The sequence below is a fragment of the Neochlamydia sp. AcF65 genome (genome assembly GCF_018342435.1).
Lineage (GTDB): Bacteria > Chlamydiota > Chlamydiia > Chlamydiales > Parachlamydiaceae > Neochlamydia.
In genome coordinates this window covers 30,330-48,809 of sequence record NZ_JAEMUE010000075.1, presented here as the reverse complement: position 1 = coordinate 48,809, position 18,480 = coordinate 30,330, and the positions used below count along the sequence as shown (strand labels likewise).

Genomic DNA, 18,480 nt, shown 5'->3' with positions numbered 1-18,480 from the left:
CATTTTTAATTAGCTATGTGCTAAGATAAGTGCTTTTGCCACATTAGAAATCGCGGCATTAGCTTCATTCTTAAGGATATTAGCAACTTTTAAGCCTTCTTCCTTTTTACCTAGCATAAACAGAGCCTTAGCCAGATTTAATAAAGTAGGTGAATGGTCACCTTCAATTTTTAAAGCTTTATCAAAGCATTTAAGTGCTTTAGCTGCGTTATTGCTTTGCAAATACAAAGCTCCTAACGTCTGAGCATCGTAAGCACTTTCCGGGTCTAATACACATAAAGCTTCAAAAAAAGGCAGGGCAATCTCATACTTGCCTTGGCGAATATAGGCATATCCGGCAGAACGCATTTCTTCTAAAATTTCTTCCGACCAGCCTAAAGATTCTCGCCAATTAAGTTTGTGCATAATTATCCTTGTAAAAACTGGCCTACTCTACCTACAATAAAGTTTAGCCAATTGTTTAATTTTTCAATTTCGCGAAAACAGTTTTTTAAGGTCTCTTTTTCTTGCTTCTCTTCAGGAGTACGACACAAAATTTCTTCTAGCTTTTGCTCTTGCAGGGCTTGTTCATCAAATGAACCAAAACTGGGAATCACACGATACGAGAAGGGAGAGCGGCGCATAAAGCGAAAACGGGGAGGAGGAAAGAAATAAGCCCAGGGCGTGTAAAGGGGAGCAATGCCTAGCAGCACATCCAGTTCAGTAGGTTTAGGATAAATATCTAAAACTTGCAATTGTGCAGGTATACTGGCTGCTTGATCTAGCTGAAATTGTTGGTTAATCTGCTCGATCATTCGCGTGCGAATCGCATAGAGATTATAGACACTAATGTCTAACTTATCAATCGTTGCCATAGAAACTCACTCTTTTTTATATGATAGCCTTGCAGCGTAAGAGCCTACAAGCAGATAATTCATCCTATTTTAAGCCCCAAATACTATTCTAGCATGTTTAAAATTATTTAGCAAAACTTGACAATTGGATGAATAGCTAATGGAGTATAAATGCTTTATATAAATGCTTTTTAATCGTATGCTAATTGTTTAAAAATATTGCCCTGTGTAGATTAATATTTTCCCCTAATCTTTTGCCTGCATTCTATAAAAAAACTTTAAGGATGTTTTTTCATGTCGTCTTCTCCTCATTTTTCCGTTCTGTTACCTGAATTCTTAAGTTTTTTTGCAGATAAAACAATTCACGGTTTTATTGATGCCACCTTGGGTGCTGGCGGCCATTCGGCTGCTCTTTTGCAAGCTCATCCAGAAATTAAGCGGCTGATTGGGCTCGATCAAGATCCGGTAGCTTTAGCTATAGCCCAAAGCCGATTGATAACTTGGGAATCGAAAATTGATTTTATTAAGCTTAACTTTGTTCACATGAGATCTAGCCTCTCTGCTTATTCTGTCCCCATAGATGGCATTCTTTTAGATTTGGGTGTCTCCTCCATGCAGCTTGATACCGCCTCTAAAGGTTTTAGCTTTTCTAAGGAAGGGCCTTTAGATATGCGAATGGATCCTTCACATAATTTGACTGCTGAAGAGATTGTAAATACTTGGTCCGAACAAGAATTAGGAAAAATATTTCGCGAGTGGGGGGAAGAAAAGCAGTGGCATACAGCCGCACGCATTCTGGTAAAAGTGCGCCAGGAAAAACCTTTAAAAACTACCCAAGATTTAGTGAAGGCTCTTCTACCAGCTTTACGTTATCGGGCTAAAAAAGGTATCCACCCGCTTACTCTTATTTTCCAAGCTTTACGTATTGCCGTTAATCGAGAGTTAGAGGTCTTGGAAAAAATTTTACCCGATGCACTTTCACTTTTAACTCCTGGCGGAAGGCTAGCGGTGATAACTTTTCATAGTCTAGAAGATCGCTTAGTAAAAAATTTCTTTAGATTTGCAGCAAGCGATAAATATGAAACATCAGGGGTGGGCGGTATGTTTTTGGATAAGGCTCCTGAAGCACATATTCTTACCCGAAGGCCTTTAGTAGCTAGCGAAGAAGAGATAAACCTGAATCCTCGAAGCCGTAGTGCAAAATTAAGAGTGATTGAAAAAATATGAAAAGATGCGAAAGTAATTTTCAAGGGTTGATTATAAAGCTTTTTATATGTGTAGTGCTTGCCGGTCTAGTTCTTTATACTTATATTTTTAAGCAAAATGAATTAACAGAATTGCGTATGGCAATTCCTTCATTAGCTAAAGAAGTGCGCACAATTCATGAAGAAAATAACCGTTTAAAATATGAGATTGATCAATTTGAAAGTCCCATTCATCTTATGGAGCTGATGCGGATGCCCGAATTTAGTGCTTTAAAATTTGCTTATAATTCGCAAGTCATTGTTTTACCTTTAACCTCGCCAGTTCCAGGCAAAGACTTCGCTGATTTGCAAGAGGAGAATTGGCCTTAATGCCTGTACGACCTCCACTTCCTCCTCAGGCCAGTGATCGAAGAAGGCTATTGTTTGTTGCCTTTTTTATCATTTTTTTATTTTCTTTACTTGTGGCTAAGTTTTATATGCTGCAAATCGCCGAAGGAGAAAAATGGACGCACCTAGCTAATCGGCAGCATTATTTTGTTGTTAATGAACCTTTCTTGCGTGGAAGATTTATCTCTAATACAAGTATACAGAGAGCCCATCCTGAAATTGAACAAGCTTTTGTCGTCGATATTCTTAAATTTCATTTGCATGTAGACGTTGAATCTATTCCTTCTCAGCATCATGCTGAAATTGCACAAAAGCTTATCCAAATCCTTGATCTTCCTGCTGAAGAACATTCTCATCTATGTGAACAATTTGGATATAGAAGCCGCAATAGAAAGTTAAAGATGTGGCTAGAAAAAGAAACCCGTGATGCAATTTTAGACTGGTGGATGCCCTATGCTAAACGAAATAAAATTGCCCGCAATGCTCTTTTTTTTGCCAGTGATTATCAACGGTCGTATCCTTTTGGAAAATTACTTGGCCAACTTTTACATACAGTGCAAAATCAAAGAGATGAGGTTACAAAGCAAGCAATCCCTACAGGTGGCTTAGAGCTGTGTTTTGATCATTTTCTTAAAGGAAGGATGGGAAAACGGCGATTAATGCGTTCTCCTAGAAATGCGTTTGAAATGGGCGAAGTTATTGCCAAGCCTCAGAATGGAGCCGATGTTTATTTAACCATTAACCATTGTTTACAAGCTATAGCAGAAGAAGAGCTTGAAAAAGGAGTAAAAAATGCTAAAGCTAAAGGGGGGTGGGCAGTGATGATGAATCCTTTTAGTGGCGAAATATTGGCGTTGGCCCAGTATCCTTATTTTTATCCTCCCCATTATCAAGATTATTTCAATGATCCCCAAATGATTGAGCATACTAAAGTAAAAGCTTTGACCGATACACTTGAACCTGGCTCTACTTTTAAGCCTATCATTCTAGCAATTGCTTTGAAAGCAAATATAGAATTGCGTAAAAAAGGGGAAAGTGAGCTGTTCGATCCTCACGCGATGATGCCTACTTCCAATACTTTTTTTAAAGGACGTGGTAAGCCTTTGATAGATACTCATATGCACCCTTATCTAAATATGTATATGGCTATTCAGAAATCCTCTAATATTTATCCAGCAAGATTAATGGAAAAAGTGGTTGAACGGCTAGGGGCTTCCTTTATCCGCAATCATTTAACCGAAACATTTGGCTTTGGTGCTAAAACTCAAATTGAGCTTCCTGCTGAGAGTGCAGGAGTGGTTCCTTTACCGGGCAAAAAACATCCTAATGGCAAAGATGAATGGTCTATTTCTACCCCCTATTCCTTAGCGTTTGGCCATAACATTCAAGTAAATAGCATTCAGCTGCTTAGAGCTTTCGCTGTTTTTGTTAATGGAGGATATCTTGTACAACCTACCCTTATCCGCAAAATTGCTAGTAATCCTGAAGAAGGCACTCAAACCATTTTTGTAGATCATACTGATATAGGCAGGATTCAGCAATTTCCTCAGGTATTAGAGAAAGAATGCTGTAGTGAAATAGTAAAAAGCTTAAAATACACGACTAAGGTGGGAGGTACGGCTAGACGTGCAGATGTGCCAGGATATTCTGAAGCAGGCAAGACTAGCACCGCAAAAAAAATAGTCAACGGTGCTTATTCCGATGAACTTTATTGTCCAAGTTTCATCGGTTTTACTCCTGCTGATAAGCCGGCTTTTATTCTCCTTGTTACCCTAGATGAGCCTCAATATGGTTACACACCAGGAGTAGGGTCATGGCACCATGGGGGAACTTGTGCTGCCCCAGTGTTTTGCGAAATAGCTAAGAGGTCTTTAGCCTATTTAGGTATAGCTCCGGATGATCCCTACGGTTATCCAATAGGGGATCCTAGACGTTGCCAAGAAAAAGCAAACTGGGCGCATGAAATTAGAGAGTTGAAAGAAATGTATGAAAAGTGGAATAACAAAGAGCCTGGAAAAACTTAGGTGATTTAAATGGCTGCGAGGAGAAGTGCGAGTTGAGAATGAAACTAAAAAAACTATTAAAAAATATTTCCGTGCAAGCAGTTAAAGGCTCTAAAGAAGTTTTTATAACCGGAATTTGTGCCAATTCTAAGGTTGTAGCTCCTGGCAATTTATTTGTTGCTAAAAAAGGCCGTATGAATGATGGCGCTCACTACATTCATGAAGCTATTGAGGCAGGAGCTAGTGCTATCTTGACCGACATCTTCGATCCCTCCTTGCGCTTTATCACTCAAGTTATTCATCCTCAGGTGCCTGTAGTAGAGCCTCTTTTAGCAGCTCATTATTATCAGTTTCCTAGTCAAGAGCTATTCATGGTAGGTATCACCGGTACTAATGGAAAAACTACCACTTCTTTTCTTGTTAAGCATTTACTAGAACATTTAAAGGTACCCTGTGGGCTTATAGGGACGATTGAGTATATTATAGGTAAGCATCGTTACCAAGCCACTCGCACAACGCCCGATGTTATTAGTAACCATAAGTTGCTAAGAGAGATGGTTTTGCAAAATTGTAAAGCTGCGGTCATGGAAGTAACTTCACATGCTTTAGATCAAGGCCGGGCAGTAAATATTGAATATGATGTGGCCATTTTTACTAATTTGACACTTGATCACTTAGATTATCATCAATCGATGGATAACTATTGCCAAGCTAAGCAAAAACTATTTCAAACTTTAAACCCTGAGAAAAATAAGACAGGGAATAACTTTCCTTGCACGGCAGTGATTAATATCGATAGCCCTTGGCATCAAATGATGGTAAAAGGCTGTAGAGCTAAAATTCTGACTTACGGGCTAAGCGCTGCTGCAGATGTACAAGCTAAAAACATAGTCCTAACCTCTTTTGGTACAGACTTTACTATCGGCTATGCTGGGGAGGAAGTCGCCTGCCACTGTCCTTTAGTAGGGCGTTTCAATATCTATAATTGCTTGGCCGCTATCTGCGTAGGCCTCGTAAGAAAAGAGCCTTTGAAAAAATTGGTAGAGATTATAGCCTCTTTTCCAGCCGTTCCAGGTCGCATGCAAGCGGTCTTTAATGAATTAGGGTTAAATATATTTGTTGATTTTGCTCATACGGATGATGCTCTTACAAACGTTTTAGAATGTTTGCAAGAATTTAAGCAGGGCCGAATTATTACTGTATTTGGATGCGGAGGAAATAGGGATGCTTCTAAACGCCCAAAAATGGCACAAGTGGCTGAGAAATTTTCCGATTATTGTATTGTGACTTCCGATAATCCACGCTTTGAGAATCCTCAAACTATTTGCCAGGAGATTGCTCGAGGGTTTAATCAAAAGAATTGGGAAGTAGAAGTGGATCGATACGAGGCTATTAAAAAAGCAATCTACATGGCTAAGCCAGCGGATGTGATTCTTATTGCCGGTAAAGGCCATGAAGCCTATCAAATTTTTTCCTACAAAACCATTGAATTTGACGATAGAAAAATTGCTGCTCAAATATGTTTGGAAAAACATAAAGATGAAAATGATAAAAAAATAAATTTATGATAAAAAATTTTCGAAATTGTCTATGGATTTTTTTGTTGCTAAGCCTTGGAGGGTGTAGATGCCCTTCCAAAGAGCTTTCTAGCCAACCTGCTGTGCATTCCGCCCCTGTAGCCCAGTTTCCCTTTGAGAATAAAAGGGGCATAAACCCACCTCTAAAGAATATTAAAAGGCCTAGGCTTTCTAAAGCTGCATTGATTGTAATAGATGCCGGTCATGGCGGAGATGACTTTGGTACCCGTTCTTTATCTCAACCCAAATACCATGAAAAATTTCTTAACCTCACTACCTCTTTAGCTTTAAATGAGTTTCTGCAAAAGATGGGTTATCAAACTAGGCTGACACGTTCAAATGATGAATTTATCTCTTTGCAGAAGCGAGCAAATTTTGCAAATGATCAAGGCGCTGATCTGTTTGTAAGCGTGCATTATAACTCCGCGCCGGCCAAGCAAGCCGATGGCATTGAAATTTTTTACTATAAATCAGATATAAATAAAAAGCGTTCAACGCAATCTAGTCAATTAGCTTCTTCTATTTTAACGCAGGTAATACAAGCTACGAAAGCTAAATCCCGTGGAGTAAAAGAGGGAAATTTTGCAGTCATTCGAGAGACAAAGATGCCTGCTGTACTAATTGAAGGAGGCTTTTTGACGAATGAAAAGGAAATGAATAAGATTAAAGAGCCAGCCTATATTAAGAAGATTGCTTGGGGTATTGCCAAAGGGGTGGAAGCTTATCTAAACGAGCGCGCTGTTTCTTTGCCTTAAGAAGGGCTTTTTTTTAAAGAAGATAACTATGCATCATTTTTCCTTAAATAAAGTAACAAAGCCCCCTCTTTCCAATGCTTACTTTACAAAATTTCTTACATTCTCTATGCTGAAGAACATGTTCTCGTAGCTCAGTAGGATAGAGCGGTTGCCTCCTAAGCAACAGGTCGTGCGTTCGAATCGCGCCGAGGACAACTCTTTTGCTTTTTCTTGCACTTGCTCTTTACATTCATTTCTTCTCGCACTAAACTACGAAAAAATCACTTAAGGGAGGAAAATCTATGGGGCAAGCGGATATTGGTTTAATTGGATTAGCAGTCATGGGTCAAAACTTGGCTCTTAATATGAATGATCATGGCTTCATTGTTACCGTTTATAATCGTACGCGCGCCACCATTGACAGCTTCTTAAATGGCTCTGCCCAAGGATCAAAAATTATAGGTGCTCCTACTATCCAGGAATTTTGCCAATCTTTAAAGCGTCCGAGAAAAGTCATTTTGATGGTAAAAGCAGGTGAGCCTGTGGATGCGTGCATTCAGCAGCTCATTCCTTATTTAGAGCCAGGTGATGTCATTATTGATGGGGGAAATAGCCTTTTTAGCGATACCAATCGACGCACCCAATCTTTAAAAGAGAAAGGTCTTCTCTTTATAGGCAGTGGAATCTCTGGGGGGGAAGAAGGCGCGCGGCATGGCCCTTCAATCATGCCAGGGGGAAATCCTGAGGCTTGGCCCTTAGTAAAGAATATTTTTCAATCTATTAGTGCCAAAGCTGACAATGGTGAACCTTGTTGCGACTGGGTAGGAGATGAGGGTGCAGGTCATTATGTTAAAATGGTCCACAATGGAATTGAATATGGTGATATGCAACTGATTTGCGAAGCATATAGCCTTTTAAAGCATGCTCTAAGGTTGAATCCTCAGCAGATAGCGCAAGTCTTTGCTCAGTGGAATAAAACAGAATTAGACAGTTATTTAATTGAAATTACAAGTGCTATTTTCAAGCAGGTCGATGAAGATGGCCAGCCTTTGATAGATAAAATTTTAGATGTAGCAGGGCAAAAAGGTACGGGTAAGTGGACTGTCATAAATGCTTTAGAATTGGGGATGCCACTAACTTTAATCGGAGAAGCTGTTTTTGCGCGTTGTTTATCGGCTATTAAAGAAGAGCGCCTTGAAGCTAGTAAAATTTTGACGGGACCTTCCCCTTTATATGAGGGAGATCAAGAAGCATTTATTGAGAGTATTAGACAAGCTTTATATGCTTCTAAAATCATTAGCTATGCCCAAGGGTTCATGCTTATTCAGCAGGCAGCTAGAGATTATCATTGGAGGATTAACTTTGGGGGGGTGGCTCTCATGTGGCGAGGAGGGTGCATCATTCGCAGTAAGTTTCTTAATAATATTAAGGATGCCTATGAGAAAAAACCTACCTTAAAAAACCTTCTATTAGATGATTTCTTCAAAAATGCATTAGCTAAAGCACAAAGCGATTGGAGAAGGGTAGTAGCTAAAGCTGTAGAGCTCGGCATTCCCACTCCTTGCTTTAGCACTGCCCTTGCTTTTTATGATGGTTATCGCAGTTCTAACTTACCAGCCAATCTATTACAGGCCCAACGTGATTACTTTGGGGCCCATACGTATGAGCGGCTAGATCATCCGCGCGGCCAGGTTTTTCACACGAATTGGACAGGTACGGGCGGTAAAGTAAGCTCTACTTCCTATAACGCTTAAAATATATAATCATACGTAGATCTTAAAAAAATAGGAGACTATTTGGATGATCGCCTAAAATTCTCTTTAACCTATTTCAGTCTATCCCTTAACTTTCCTATGCATTGATTCTATGAAAAGCAGGCGCTATTTAAAAAGAGAAAATTAAGATGTAGAGTCGAGAAGCAGAAAGCTTATAGATTAAGAGATCTTTTTTTAGTTGACCTTTAGTATTATTGGATAACTAGAGGGGTATTCATCCTGCCTTTGTAGATCTGCTTAGGAAGAGAAGGGCAGCTCAAAGCTGCTTTCAAGGAAAATTTTAGAGAATGGAAAGCTTCTTTGACTCTCACGTAAACAAAAATCTTGCGTCCCAGGTTATTGAAGATTCAAGCTTAGGTAATCTTCAGGAATGGGGTGATTAAAAGACCTGTTATAGAAAAACTTTTTCGCTTAACGAAAAGTGAAAAAAAAGATATTTGCAAGCAAAATAATAGGGGTTTAGAAAGGTTATCCTTTTTAAACCCCTTTAATATGTGCTATCTCAGCAATAAATCCAAATTAAATTCAAAGGTTTAGCTTTCAATTTTGTCGGCTGTTGGTGCTTGAGGGGCTTCTGGAATAACTGCCTCTGCAGTTACCACAGCATTTTCTTCTGCTACAGCTTCTTCTTTTCCATTTTTTTCTTCTAATTCAGCTACTGCCTCTACTGCTGCAGCATGCTTGGCTTTAGCTTTAGCTATGAGCTCTTCATTAAAGCCAACTTTCGGTTGAGTAGCTAGCTCTGCTTCCTCTTTAGCTTTTTCTGAGTCTTCAACAGCTGTCTTATGAGTTACCTGTTGCACGTTTGCCGATAGTTCTTTTTTGTCGATAATAGAAGCGGGGTGTAAAGCTTCTGCTGTTTCACGATCTTCTATCGCTTCTACATTGTGTTCATGCTTCTCATAAGCTCTAGCAGCTATCTCTTCTTTCATAGAAATTGGCTGTTTTTCTTCCTCGCTACCTTCAACATGGCCTTCTTCTTGGCTACCTGCAGTCTCTTCAGTGTTTTTTGAAGGGGCAGCTTTTTTCTTAGGAAGGATTTTTAGCGTTTCATGAATTCGTGTAGCCTCGATAGGTTTGATGAAAGACATAACCAAGGTGGCCAAAGTTGCAAAAGCAGTTGCTAGTACACGAAGGGCTAATTTGGCTACATTCTTAGGGCTAGCAAGCTTAGTTTTATTAAGAAGCTGAATAGCCCAAGGTTTCTTTGAAAACATTACTTTCACAGGTACTCTAAACACATTAGCAATTGCAAATAAGGGCACGGCAATAGCATGGACAGCTGTGTCAGCAGCTAACACGCCAGCTGCTATTAAAGTTTGCTTGCTATTTTTAGATTCTCTAGCCTTTTCTAAATGCTCTGTAGTCCATTTGATAACTTTATTAGGATATTCACCTGATATAAAAGGTGTGACCAAATATGTAGACATAAAAATTACCCCTTTGAAATTAAAAAAAATTAAATTACGGTTAGTTTAAAAACCATCTGTTAGTTTATATGCAATAGGCATTTATTTTCCAAAAGAAAACAATGCTAGGCGTACTACATTAAGGCGGTTCTCCTAGTGCACCATTCAAATACCAAAAGTTTAACATTTTCAGAGATTTTTGGATAGCATTTGAAATTTCTTCTTGTGCTTTTTTCTTGGGCAGATCTTTATACACTTCCCAATAGATAGGCTTACCGAAAACACAAGCTGTTTGTCCTTTCAACCTAGGTATCCACTTTTTCTTTGGCCAGGCTTCATAGGTACCATGAATATAGACAGGTACAATTGGGCACTGGCTCTTGCCGGCAAGCATTCCTATGCCAGGCTTTATGGGAAGTAAGTGTCCGTTAGAAGTTCTCTTGCCTTCAGGAAAAATCACTACTTTTTTACTATCTTTTAATAATTGAAGAATTAATTTAAGCGAGCTTATATCTTGCGAGATGCCACCTACAGGATAAGAATTTAGGTGAGAAATCAACTTTTTAAAAATTGCATTGTTGAAAAGAGTTCCTCTTGCAAGAAAGTTGACTTCCTCATCGCATGAAATAGCTACAAGAGGAGGATCTAAAAAAGAAGCATGGTTAGGAGCAAGAATGCAGGGCCCGACAGGGAGGTGGTGTTTTCCATACACTTGATGGCGGAATAACAATAAAAAGAATTTTTTAGTACAAAGATAAACTGAGCGATAAAAAAATTTCATGCCAACAAATAGTGAAGGTATATATATGTTTGCATCCTAAATAAATCCCTCCTATTTATCAAGAGGATTTAAACATTAAAGGATTATAGAAAATTTAACTTTTGCTTGTAGCTCAAATTAAAATGTTAACAGCTTAAGGCAATAAAGACTTTAATGCTTAGCGACATGCTAGATACCGGCTTTTTAAAAAGGAGGATAAAGCATCCACGCTGTTTAACTTAAAAAAATTGAAGGCAATCTATTATTTTGGTTGCCTATTTAGAAAGAAAAGGTGAGAAAATAAGCTGAAATTATTAATAAAAAATAGGCTTTTTTACTTAAAGCCTATGAGGAGTCTTTTTAGCTTCTCTAGATTTTGGGGCAAAAAAATCTTAACCATTTCTGGAGAAAAAAGGTGGGAAAAATAAAAAATGATCCGTTTTCTATAAAAATTAATAGGCAGTCCTTAAGAAGATGAGCTATATAGCAAAAGAAAATCCCTCGAAGGAAATGCTCTTCTCAGCTTTAATCTCCTTTATCCAAAAAAATCTTAATATTTCTTACTCCTCTTATTCTCTGCTACTTGAACGTTAAGCTTGGCCTTTATTTCATTAGCTATCTTAAATCAGAAATGAGAGTAAGGTATTTAATTTAAGAACAGTATTTAAATTTTGCTTGCTCATTATTTAGATCATCAAACTTTTATGTTTAAATCTTTAAATTCTAGGATCTTGAAAATAATTTCTTGGATGCTTAAATCAGAAGTATCAATCACGAGAGCCTCAGGAGCTTGTTTAAGAGGGGATATTTCGCGAGTTAAATCGAGATGATCTCGTCGATTAAGATCTTCAAGGGATTTTTCAATCGTAAGGTCTTTTGTTTCTTCAGGATACTTCCTTTTGAGTTCCTCATATCTTCTTTTAGCACGTACTTCAGGACGCCCTGTTAAATATATCTTTATCTCGGCTTTAGGAAAAACTATCGTACCCATATCTCTTCCCTCAAAGACCGCATTTACTCCTATAGCAAGTTCCCTTTGCATAGCCACTAACTTATCGCGTACCATAGGGATAGCCGAGATGCTAGATACATGAGAAGTAACTTTATCGAGGCGAATAGCATCGGTAACGTCCTCATTTCCTACATAGTAATGTTTTTTTCCATGTCTACTTTTGATATCAAATTTAATGTTATGGAGAAAGTCATTAAGTTGCTCACGATCATCGACGTTGATATCTTTCTTTAAAACACCATAAGTCAGACAACGATACATGGCTCCTGTATCGAAATAAATGTAGCCAATTTCGCGTGCTAATGTCTTAGCAATTGTACTTTTGCCTGTAGCAATGGGACCATCAATGGTAATAATCATACAAAACCTCCTGTACTCCTGCATTTAGCTAGATGCAGATTGAATTTCAAGAAAAATATAAACAATAGGGGAAGTAAAGACTAGCGAATCGAGCATATCTAGTATACCACCCAGCCCAGGGATTTGATTGCTATTTTTAATATCAGCATCACGCTTTAGCAAAGATTCAGCAAGATCGCCTATCTGTCCCATCGTGCTTAATAAAATTCCTAATGTCAGAGATTGAAAAAGAGTGATCTGAAAAGGAATGTGAGCACTTATCCAATAGAAAGTAAAGCTTGCCCCTAGCCCACAGCAAAGTCCTCCCACTGCTCCTTCATTGCTTTTTTTGGGACTTAAGTAGGGAGCCATCTTATGCTTGCCCAGAATGCTACCCACAAAATAAGCGCCTATATCGGTTGTTTTCGTAACAGCTAATAAGTAGAGCAGCCACCACCGTCCTTCTTGAGGAGAATGTTCTGGGAAAAAGTAGGCAATGTTGAGCCAAGATGCTAAAGGAATAGCTACATACATTAATGCAAGCAGGGTAATGGAGATATTAAGCAAGGGCTTATCGCCCGTTTTAAAAAAATAAAAAAAGCAGATCCATACAATCAATATAAGAACAATGTAGGGGAGAATTTGAGCTTGACCATGTTGGGTACTCACATACACGGAAAGGGTGTACAAAAAGCAGCCTACCAAGCCTATTTTCGTAAGGGGCTGGTAGTTTTTACTTTTAGCTAGGTGAAAAAGCTCAGCGGCAGCAAGGGTAATGAAAGTAGCTAGAATTAAAGCAAAAATAGGGCGAAAAAATAGGTAGGGAGAAAACCAAAGCAGCAAAATAGCAAAAAAAGTGGTCATACTGCCTAAAAGAAGGCGGTGTTGAAGATTGCTCATGCGCCCCCTAAGCGCCTTTCACGCCTTTGATAGTTTAATAATGCTTCTAAAAGATGATAAGGAGTAAAATCTGGCCATAATACGTTTGAGGAGAATATTTCAGTATAAGAGAGCTGCCATAGTAAATAATTACTTAATCTTAATTCACCACTCGTGCGGATAAGTAAGTCTGGATCACTCCAGGGCGCCGTATCTAAATATTGGGAAATAATTTCTTCAGAGATTTGCTCAGGAGTAATTTTTTTATGGATTATATCTTGCGCGATAGACTGTACAGCACGTTTGATTTCATCGCGACTTCCATAATTTAGGGCAAAAATTAGGTCCGCTTCTTGGCAGTGGGCCGTAACTTGTCGGGTTTCCTCTATAGTTTTTTGTACATACTCTGGCAAAGCAGCAGTATTTCCAATGGTACATAAACGTGTCCCTTCTTCCACAAAGAAAGATTGCTGCTCGATTAAATAAGTATGCAAAAGCCACATCAAGGCATCGATCTCCTCTTGAGGACGGCTCCAGTTTTCTGTAGAGAAAAGGTAAAAAGTAAAATTTTTTATTCCTAGTTCTTTTCCTGCTTTTACAATTTCAATCAGATTATCAGAGCCTTCTTGATGACCTTCTATGGATCTCATTTGCTGTCGCTTGGCCCAGCGTCGATTACCGTCTGGAATAAAAGCTACATGCTGAGGAATACGCTTAGGATCTAAGCTTGCCTTTTGTTCAAGAGTATAATAGTTGTTTTTCACGAAAATATTCATAAGTTCTATTTAAGCATGCTTGCAAGCTGCCTTTTCCTTGGTTGAAAATAAGTCTTTTAAAATAAGGGTTTTTTCTCGTTGAGGCCCTAAAGAAATGATATTAATCGGTGCTCTACAAAGCTGCTCAATTTTTGACAGGTATTTTTGAGCATTTTGAGGTAATTCTTTATAAGTGGTAATTTGGCTGGTGGAGGCGTTCCAGCCTGGCATAGTTTCATAAATAGGGATAATCTTATCTAGATCCTCGCTAAGGTAAGGAATATGATTGATGCGCACTCCATGAATTTGATAGCCTACGCAAACTTTAATAGAATCTAAATAATCTAGCCTATTGAGCTGAGTCACTGCTAGTGAGTCAATGCCATTTATGTGTACAGCCGTTCGCGTTAGCACTGCATCAAACCATCCAATCCGTCTTCTACGCCCTACTGCATTGCTGTATTCACTCGTGATAGGATGATTTAAAAAACTTTCGTTTTCTTGAAACTCTGTAGGAAAAGGTCCGTTGCCCACACGTGTAGTGTAGGCTTTAACAACGCCCAAGGTATGATCGATGCAGGTGGGGCCTACTCCGGCGCCGGCACAGATGCCTCCAGCGATGGTAGAGGAAGATGTGACATAAGGGTAAGTTCCTAAAGAAGTATCTAGGAAAGTTCCTTGAGCTCCCTCGAACAAAATATTTTCCTTATTATCTATAGCTTGGTGAATAAGCCCTTCCACTTCTGCCACAAAAGGTTTTAAAAGCTCCGCATAACGACTATATTTTTTATAAATTTCCTCCTCATTTAATTTTTCGACGCCGAAAAGCTTAGTAAGCTCTTCATTTTTTACTTGAAGAATGCTTTTTAGCAATTTGCCGAAAATATCAGGACGCACAAGTTCTCCCATGCGAATGCCTAAACGTTGGGCTTTATCAGCATAACAAGGCCCAATTCCTCGACCGGTGGTACCAATAGCACGTTCGCCTTTCTTTTGCTCAAGAAGAAAATCTAGCATTTGATGATAAGGAAAAATAATATGGGCAGAAGGCGAGATTAATAGGCGTCCTTTAATTTGGACACCCTTACTTTCTAAATCCTCCATTTCTTGCAGGAGTACTTCAGGATCGATGACGGTGCCAGCACCTATATAGCAATGCGTATGTGAATGGAGAATAGCTGAGGAGATTAAATGAAATTTGTATTCTTGCTGATCAAGGACAACTGTATGGCCTGCGTTATTGCCACCTTGAGAGCGGATAACATGCTTAACCTGGGCTGTAAGCATATCAATAATTTTACTTTTATCTTCATCCCCCCATTGTGCACCAATCAAAATCACCTGTGGCATATTAACTCTTTTTTAATGATCGATTAATCTCCTGCTTTTAAAACTTCCATAAAAGCACTTTGGGGGATATTGACTTTACCTATTTCTTTCATACGTTTTTTACCCTTTTTTTGCTTCTCCCACAGCTTGCGCTTGCGGGTGATATCGCCTCCGTAGCACTTAGCTGTCACGTTTTTGGTGAGGGCGCGGATAGTTTCTCGCGAAACAATTTTCCCACCAATAGCCGCTTGAATAGGTACTTTGAAAAGCTGCATGGGGATAACTTCAACGAGTTTAGAGCAAATAGCTTTTCCTTTCGATTCTGCTTTAGAGCGATGCACTAAGCATGAAAATGCATCTACAGGCTCTTCGTTGACCCGAATTTCTAATTTAATGATATCACTTTTTTCATAACCATCAAATTCATAGTCAAAAGATCCATATCCTTTAGTGATGGATTTAAGCTTATCATTGAAATCGGTAATAATTTCATTAAGGGGAAAACGATAGGTAATTAGAAGCCGGCGTGCATCCATAGTTTCTGTTTTAAGGCAATTGCCTCTTTTATCCATTCCCAAATTCATGATTGCGCCTAGGTATTCCCCAGGAATCATAATATGGCATTTTACCCACGGTTCTTCTACATAATCGATGTGAGTAGGGTCTGGATAGTGAGCAGGATTATCGATTTCTTTAATGGAGGTGTCATTTAAATGGAACTTGTAAATAACACTAGGCGCTGTAGAAATAACATCTAAATCAAATTCACGTTGAATGCGTTCAAATATAATTTCCAAATGCAAAAGTCCTAGAAAACCACAGCGGAAGCCAAAGCCTAAAGCCATACTGCTTTCTTGTTCAATATGCAGAGAGGAATCGTTAAGTTGAAGTTTTTCCAAAGCATCGCGTAAAGCTTCAAAATCTGTAGAGTCAATAGGATATATGCCTGCGAATACTACAGGGCTGATATTCTTAAAGCCTGGCAAAGCATCGGGAGCTGGATGTTTTTGCAAAGTAATGGTGTCCCCAATTTTAACATCGGAAGTTTTTTTTATGTTGGCGATCATGTATCCCACCTCTCCTGGCATTAAAGCTTCCACAGGTTTTTCAGAGGGAGTAAATTTTCCTACTTCTAAAACTTCACAAGCTTTATGAGTAGCCATCATGCGTATTGCAGAGCCTTTACGAATTTCTCCGCTAATCACACGAATGTAAACCATAACCCCTCGATAATTGTCGTAATGAGAGTCAAAAACCAAGGCACGGAGTAGATCATCGACAGGTTCTTTAGGAGCAGGAACATCGCTAATGATACGTTCTAAGATGGTCTCAATCCCTATTCCTGATTTGGCTGAGCAGCAGATAGCATGGGAAGCATCTAGGCCAATCACATCTTCAATCTGTTGTTTTACACTTTCTATATCCGCACTGGGAAGATCAATTTTATTAAGGACAGGTACGATCTCCAAGTCACGTTCAATCGCTAAATGAACATTTGCAAGAGTTTGAGCTTGGACGCCTTGGGCTGCATCTACCACTAGTAGAGCTCCTTCGCAAGCCGCTAAAGATCGTGAAACCTCGTAGGTAAAGTCGACATGCCCCGGTGTATCAATTAAGTTGATTTGATAAATTTGGCCATTTTCAGCTTGGTAATTCATGGTCACAGGGTGAGCTTTAATAGTAATGCCTCGTTCTCTTTCAAGATCCATATCATCGAGTAGCTGCTCTTGCATCTCTCGCTTTGAGACTGTATGGGTAAGTTCTATTAATCTATCAGCAATCGTTGACTTTCCATGGTCAATATGAGCAATAATAGAAAAGTTGCGAATATTTTTTCTGTTGTATGAAACCATGCAAAAATCCTAATCACTGGCATTTATTACATCTAAATTTATCAAGATGGGGGTTGTAAGAGAAATCAATCAACTAAATTAATCGATGACATGAATGTTTTCAAGCAACATTTGATTTAAAGCTACCTTGGTGCATAAACTTTTTTGAAACCGATTAGATGCAGGAAGAAAAAATCTAATCTATTTAAAGAAATTAGAAGGTTTTATGAAGAAAGCATACTAAATCACCAGAGAGTATATTAATCTCTACGGAGTGGCTATTACATACATTCGATAAGCTCATGAATTCTTTATCAAAATCAGCATTTTGCAGCTCCCATTTAAGGCCCTGAGTTTGGATGCCATAGGCAGGGGATAAAGGCATTAAAGAGATCGTTTGTCCCGCAAACGTCTTAATCCGGTTGCGTCCTTGTAAACAAAAAATGGTCTCCTTTTCCGATTCTATCATAAGCTGAGAAGGATGGCGAGACAGGAGATGCAAGGTATAAAGGAGATGATCACTGCGCTTTCCTAATACACCAAATAAAGCGATAGATTCTACTTTTTCCCTTAAAAGCTTATGGATTGCTAGTTCTAAATCACTTTCATTTTTATCTTCAGGATATTTTAAAAGGGGAAGATCTGCATATTGTTCAAGCATTTCTTTTTCTATAGAATCTAAATCTCCGATCAGAAAACAAGGAGTGATTCCCATTTTCTGGCAATGTTTTAAGCCCCCATCTACGGCTATAATCTTTGAAAAAGAAGAAAGAAGGTGCTTGGTCTGAGAATAAGAAGAAATTTCGCCATTGGCGACAATAGCTACTTGGGGAGATAAAGGGTAATGCATCTTCACTCAATCGATAAAATTTAGCTTAAGGATTGCGGCCAAGATGACTCGAACATCCACAGGGTTGCCCCTACTAGAACCTGAATCTAGCGCGTCTACCAATTCCGCCATGGCCGCTTGATGCACAGATATCGTATTAAAATAAGCTTATTTCCGTAAATGGAAAATATCTTATTTATGAGAGAATCAGCTTTTAGTTAAATCCAGCGGTTCTATTATCAAATAACTGTGATTAGGATTTTGAAGGATAGAAAATGCTTTTCCATCTCGTCTGACCAGCTTCCCTATTCCTACTAATGAGTTATGTTGAAAATTTCCTGTTAGCTTATCTCCATTCCCGTAAACAATCAATCCTTGACCGTTTAATCTTCCCTCATGAAATTCGCCGGAGTAAGTGGTAGAAAATATAGCGTGGGTTTTTTCGTTGATCATTTCGTAGGTAAGTTTACCGATTCCTTCAGGGAGGCCTGCTTTTAAAGGTCCTATATATTTGATGCTATTAGAGAGTAGTTTCCTCCTTTTTATTTCTTCTCCTTGCCTTGGAGTGTCTTCAGATGGTTCCAACGGTAATAATGAAGGCAAGAGAGTAGGTTCGTTCTTTACATGTTGGCTTGAACGGGAAGAAGCCTGAGGCAAAAGTTGAGCAGCAGGTGGGCAAAGAGGCTCAGCAACACCCCAAAAAAAAGTAGTCGCGTCTCTTGTTCTTGTGGGTAAAAAAGTACTGTGCTTATCCACTGATTGATTGTTTGTAGTGATTTTGTAATCGCAGTTAATTAAACTCATAAAAACCTAGTATGTTTG

At 38.8% G+C, this 18,480-nt stretch carries 17 protein-coding genes and 2 tRNA genes; 7 read left to right on the top strand and 12 right to left on the bottom strand.

The genetic code is table 11. From position 1 onward, the window contains the following. Positions 1 to 9 precede the first annotated feature (9 nt). Positions 10 to 405: a tetratricopeptide repeat protein gene (locus NEOC65_RS09230; RefSeq protein WP_039383251.1), complete on the bottom strand. Its 396-nt coding sequence runs from the start codon at positions 403 to 405 to the stop codon at positions 10 to 12. Positions 406 to 407: 2 nt separating this feature from the next. Then, on the bottom strand, positions 408 to 854 hold the full coding sequence (locus NEOC65_RS09225) for a DUF5399 domain-containing protein (RefSeq protein WP_166156002.1): 447 nt from the start codon (positions 852 to 854) through the stop codon (positions 408 to 410). A gap of 273 nt (positions 855 to 1,127) precedes the next feature. On the opposite strand from NEOC65_RS09225, the gene rsmH reads away from it, so the two are divergent. The 7 genes from rsmH to gnd all read left to right on the top strand — a co-directional run bounded on the left by rsmH (position 1,128) and on the right by gnd (position 8,493). Beyond that, on the top strand, positions 1,128 to 2,060 hold the full coding sequence (gene rsmH, locus NEOC65_RS09220; protein ID WP_166156004.1) for a 16S rRNA (cytosine(1402)-N(4))-methyltransferase RsmH: 933 nt from the start codon (positions 1,128 to 1,130) through the stop codon (positions 2,058 to 2,060). Next, positions 2,057 to 2,407 (top strand): hypothetical protein, encoded by a 351-nt coding sequence (locus NEOC65_RS09215; RefSeq protein ID WP_166156006.1) that lies wholly within the window; start codon positions 2,057 to 2,059, stop codon positions 2,405 to 2,407. Before rsmH ends, NEOC65_RS09215 begins: the two co-directional genes overlap by 4 nt. Beyond that, positions 2,407 to 4,449 carry a peptidoglycan D,D-transpeptidase FtsI family protein gene (locus NEOC65_RS09210; protein WP_166156008.1) on the top strand — a complete coding sequence of 681 codons (2,043 nt, stop codon included), beginning with the start codon at positions 2,407 to 2,409 and terminating at the stop codon, positions 4,447 to 4,449. The genes NEOC65_RS09215 and NEOC65_RS09210 overlap by 1 nt, the downstream gene beginning before the upstream one ends. 38 nt (positions 4,450 to 4,487) lie before the next feature. Then, entirely contained in the window at positions 4,488 to 5,996 is a 1,509-nt protein-coding gene (locus NEOC65_RS09205; protein ID WP_166156010.1) for a UDP-N-acetylmuramoyl-L-alanyl-D-glutamate--2,6-diaminopimelate ligase, read from the top strand. Between the two features lie 32 nt (positions 5,997 to 6,028). Beyond that, on the top strand, positions 6,029 to 6,760 hold the full coding sequence (locus tag NEOC65_RS09200; RefSeq protein WP_242678200.1) for an N-acetylmuramoyl-L-alanine amidase family protein: 732 nt from the start codon (positions 6,029 to 6,031) through the stop codon (positions 6,758 to 6,760). Positions 6,761 to 6,880: 120 nt separating this feature from the next. Further along, positions 6,881 to 6,954: transfer RNA gene (locus tag NEOC65_RS09195), tRNA-Arg, on the top strand. A gap of 87 nt (positions 6,955 to 7,041) precedes the next feature. Next, a complete protein-coding gene (gnd, locus tag NEOC65_RS09190) occupies positions 7,042 to 8,493 on the top strand; it encodes a decarboxylating NADP(+)-dependent phosphogluconate dehydrogenase (protein ID WP_166156014.1) in 1,452 nt (483 codons plus the stop codon). Positions 8,494 to 9,047: 554 nt separating this feature from the next. Here gnd and NEOC65_RS09185 read toward each other — a convergent pair. The 10 genes from NEOC65_RS09185 to NEOC65_RS09140 form a co-directional block, all read right to left on the bottom strand. Beyond that, entirely contained in the window at positions 9,048 to 9,944 is an 897-nt protein-coding gene (locus tag NEOC65_RS09185; protein ID WP_213151107.1) for a hypothetical protein, read from the bottom strand. Positions 9,945 to 10,062: 118 nt separating this feature from the next. Continuing rightward, complete coding sequence (locus NEOC65_RS09180) at positions 10,063 to 10,704, bottom strand: lysophospholipid acyltransferase family protein (RefSeq protein WP_213151106.1); 642 nt, start codon at positions 10,702 to 10,704, stop codon at positions 10,063 to 10,065. A gap of 673 nt (positions 10,705 to 11,377) precedes the next feature. Continuing rightward, positions 11,378 to 12,055: a (d)CMP kinase gene (gene cmk, locus NEOC65_RS09175; RefSeq protein ID WP_213156325.1), complete on the bottom strand. Its 678-nt coding sequence runs from the start codon at positions 12,053 to 12,055 to the stop codon at positions 11,378 to 11,380. A gap of 24 nt (positions 12,056 to 12,079) precedes the next feature. Beyond that, positions 12,080 to 12,934, bottom strand: a complete 855-nt coding sequence (locus NEOC65_RS09170; RefSeq protein ID WP_213156324.1) for a phosphatidate cytidylyltransferase — start codon at positions 12,932 to 12,934, stop codon at positions 12,080 to 12,082. Continuing rightward, the gene (gene uppS / locus NEOC65_RS09165; protein WP_213156323.1) at positions 12,931 to 13,689 is read right to left on the bottom strand and encodes a polyprenyl diphosphate synthase; all 759 of its coding nucleotides are present in this window, start codon (positions 13,687 to 13,689) and stop codon (positions 12,931 to 12,933) included. Before uppS ends, NEOC65_RS09170 begins: the two co-directional genes overlap by 4 nt. Before the next feature lie 9 nt (positions 13,690 to 13,698). Continuing rightward, the gene (locus NEOC65_RS09160; protein WP_166156027.1) at positions 13,699 to 15,018 is read right to left on the bottom strand and encodes an adenylosuccinate synthase; all 1,320 of its coding nucleotides are present in this window, start codon (positions 15,016 to 15,018) and stop codon (positions 13,699 to 13,701) included. 23 nt (positions 15,019 to 15,041) lie between these two features. Continuing rightward, the gene (gene lepA / locus NEOC65_RS09155) at positions 15,042 to 16,850 is read right to left on the bottom strand and encodes a translation elongation factor 4 (RefSeq protein WP_213156322.1); all 1,809 of its coding nucleotides are present in this window, start codon (positions 16,848 to 16,850) and stop codon (positions 15,042 to 15,044) included. A 193-nt stretch (positions 16,851 to 17,043) separates the two neighbouring features. Further along, positions 17,044 to 17,679 carry a thiamine diphosphokinase gene (locus NEOC65_RS09150; RefSeq protein ID WP_213156321.1) on the bottom strand — a complete coding sequence of 212 codons (636 nt, stop codon included), beginning with the start codon at positions 17,677 to 17,679 and terminating at the stop codon, positions 17,044 to 17,046. Positions 17,680 to 17,712: 33 nt separating this feature from the next. Beyond that, positions 17,713 to 17,796: transfer RNA gene (locus NEOC65_RS09145), tRNA-Leu, on the bottom strand. Between the two features lie 69 nt (positions 17,797 to 17,865). Then, positions 17,866 to 18,462, bottom strand: coding sequence for an MORN repeat-containing protein (locus tag NEOC65_RS09140; RefSeq protein ID WP_166156036.1), 597 nt, complete (start codon positions 18,460 to 18,462; stop codon positions 17,866 to 17,868). Positions 18,463 to 18,480 lie beyond the last annotated feature (18 nt).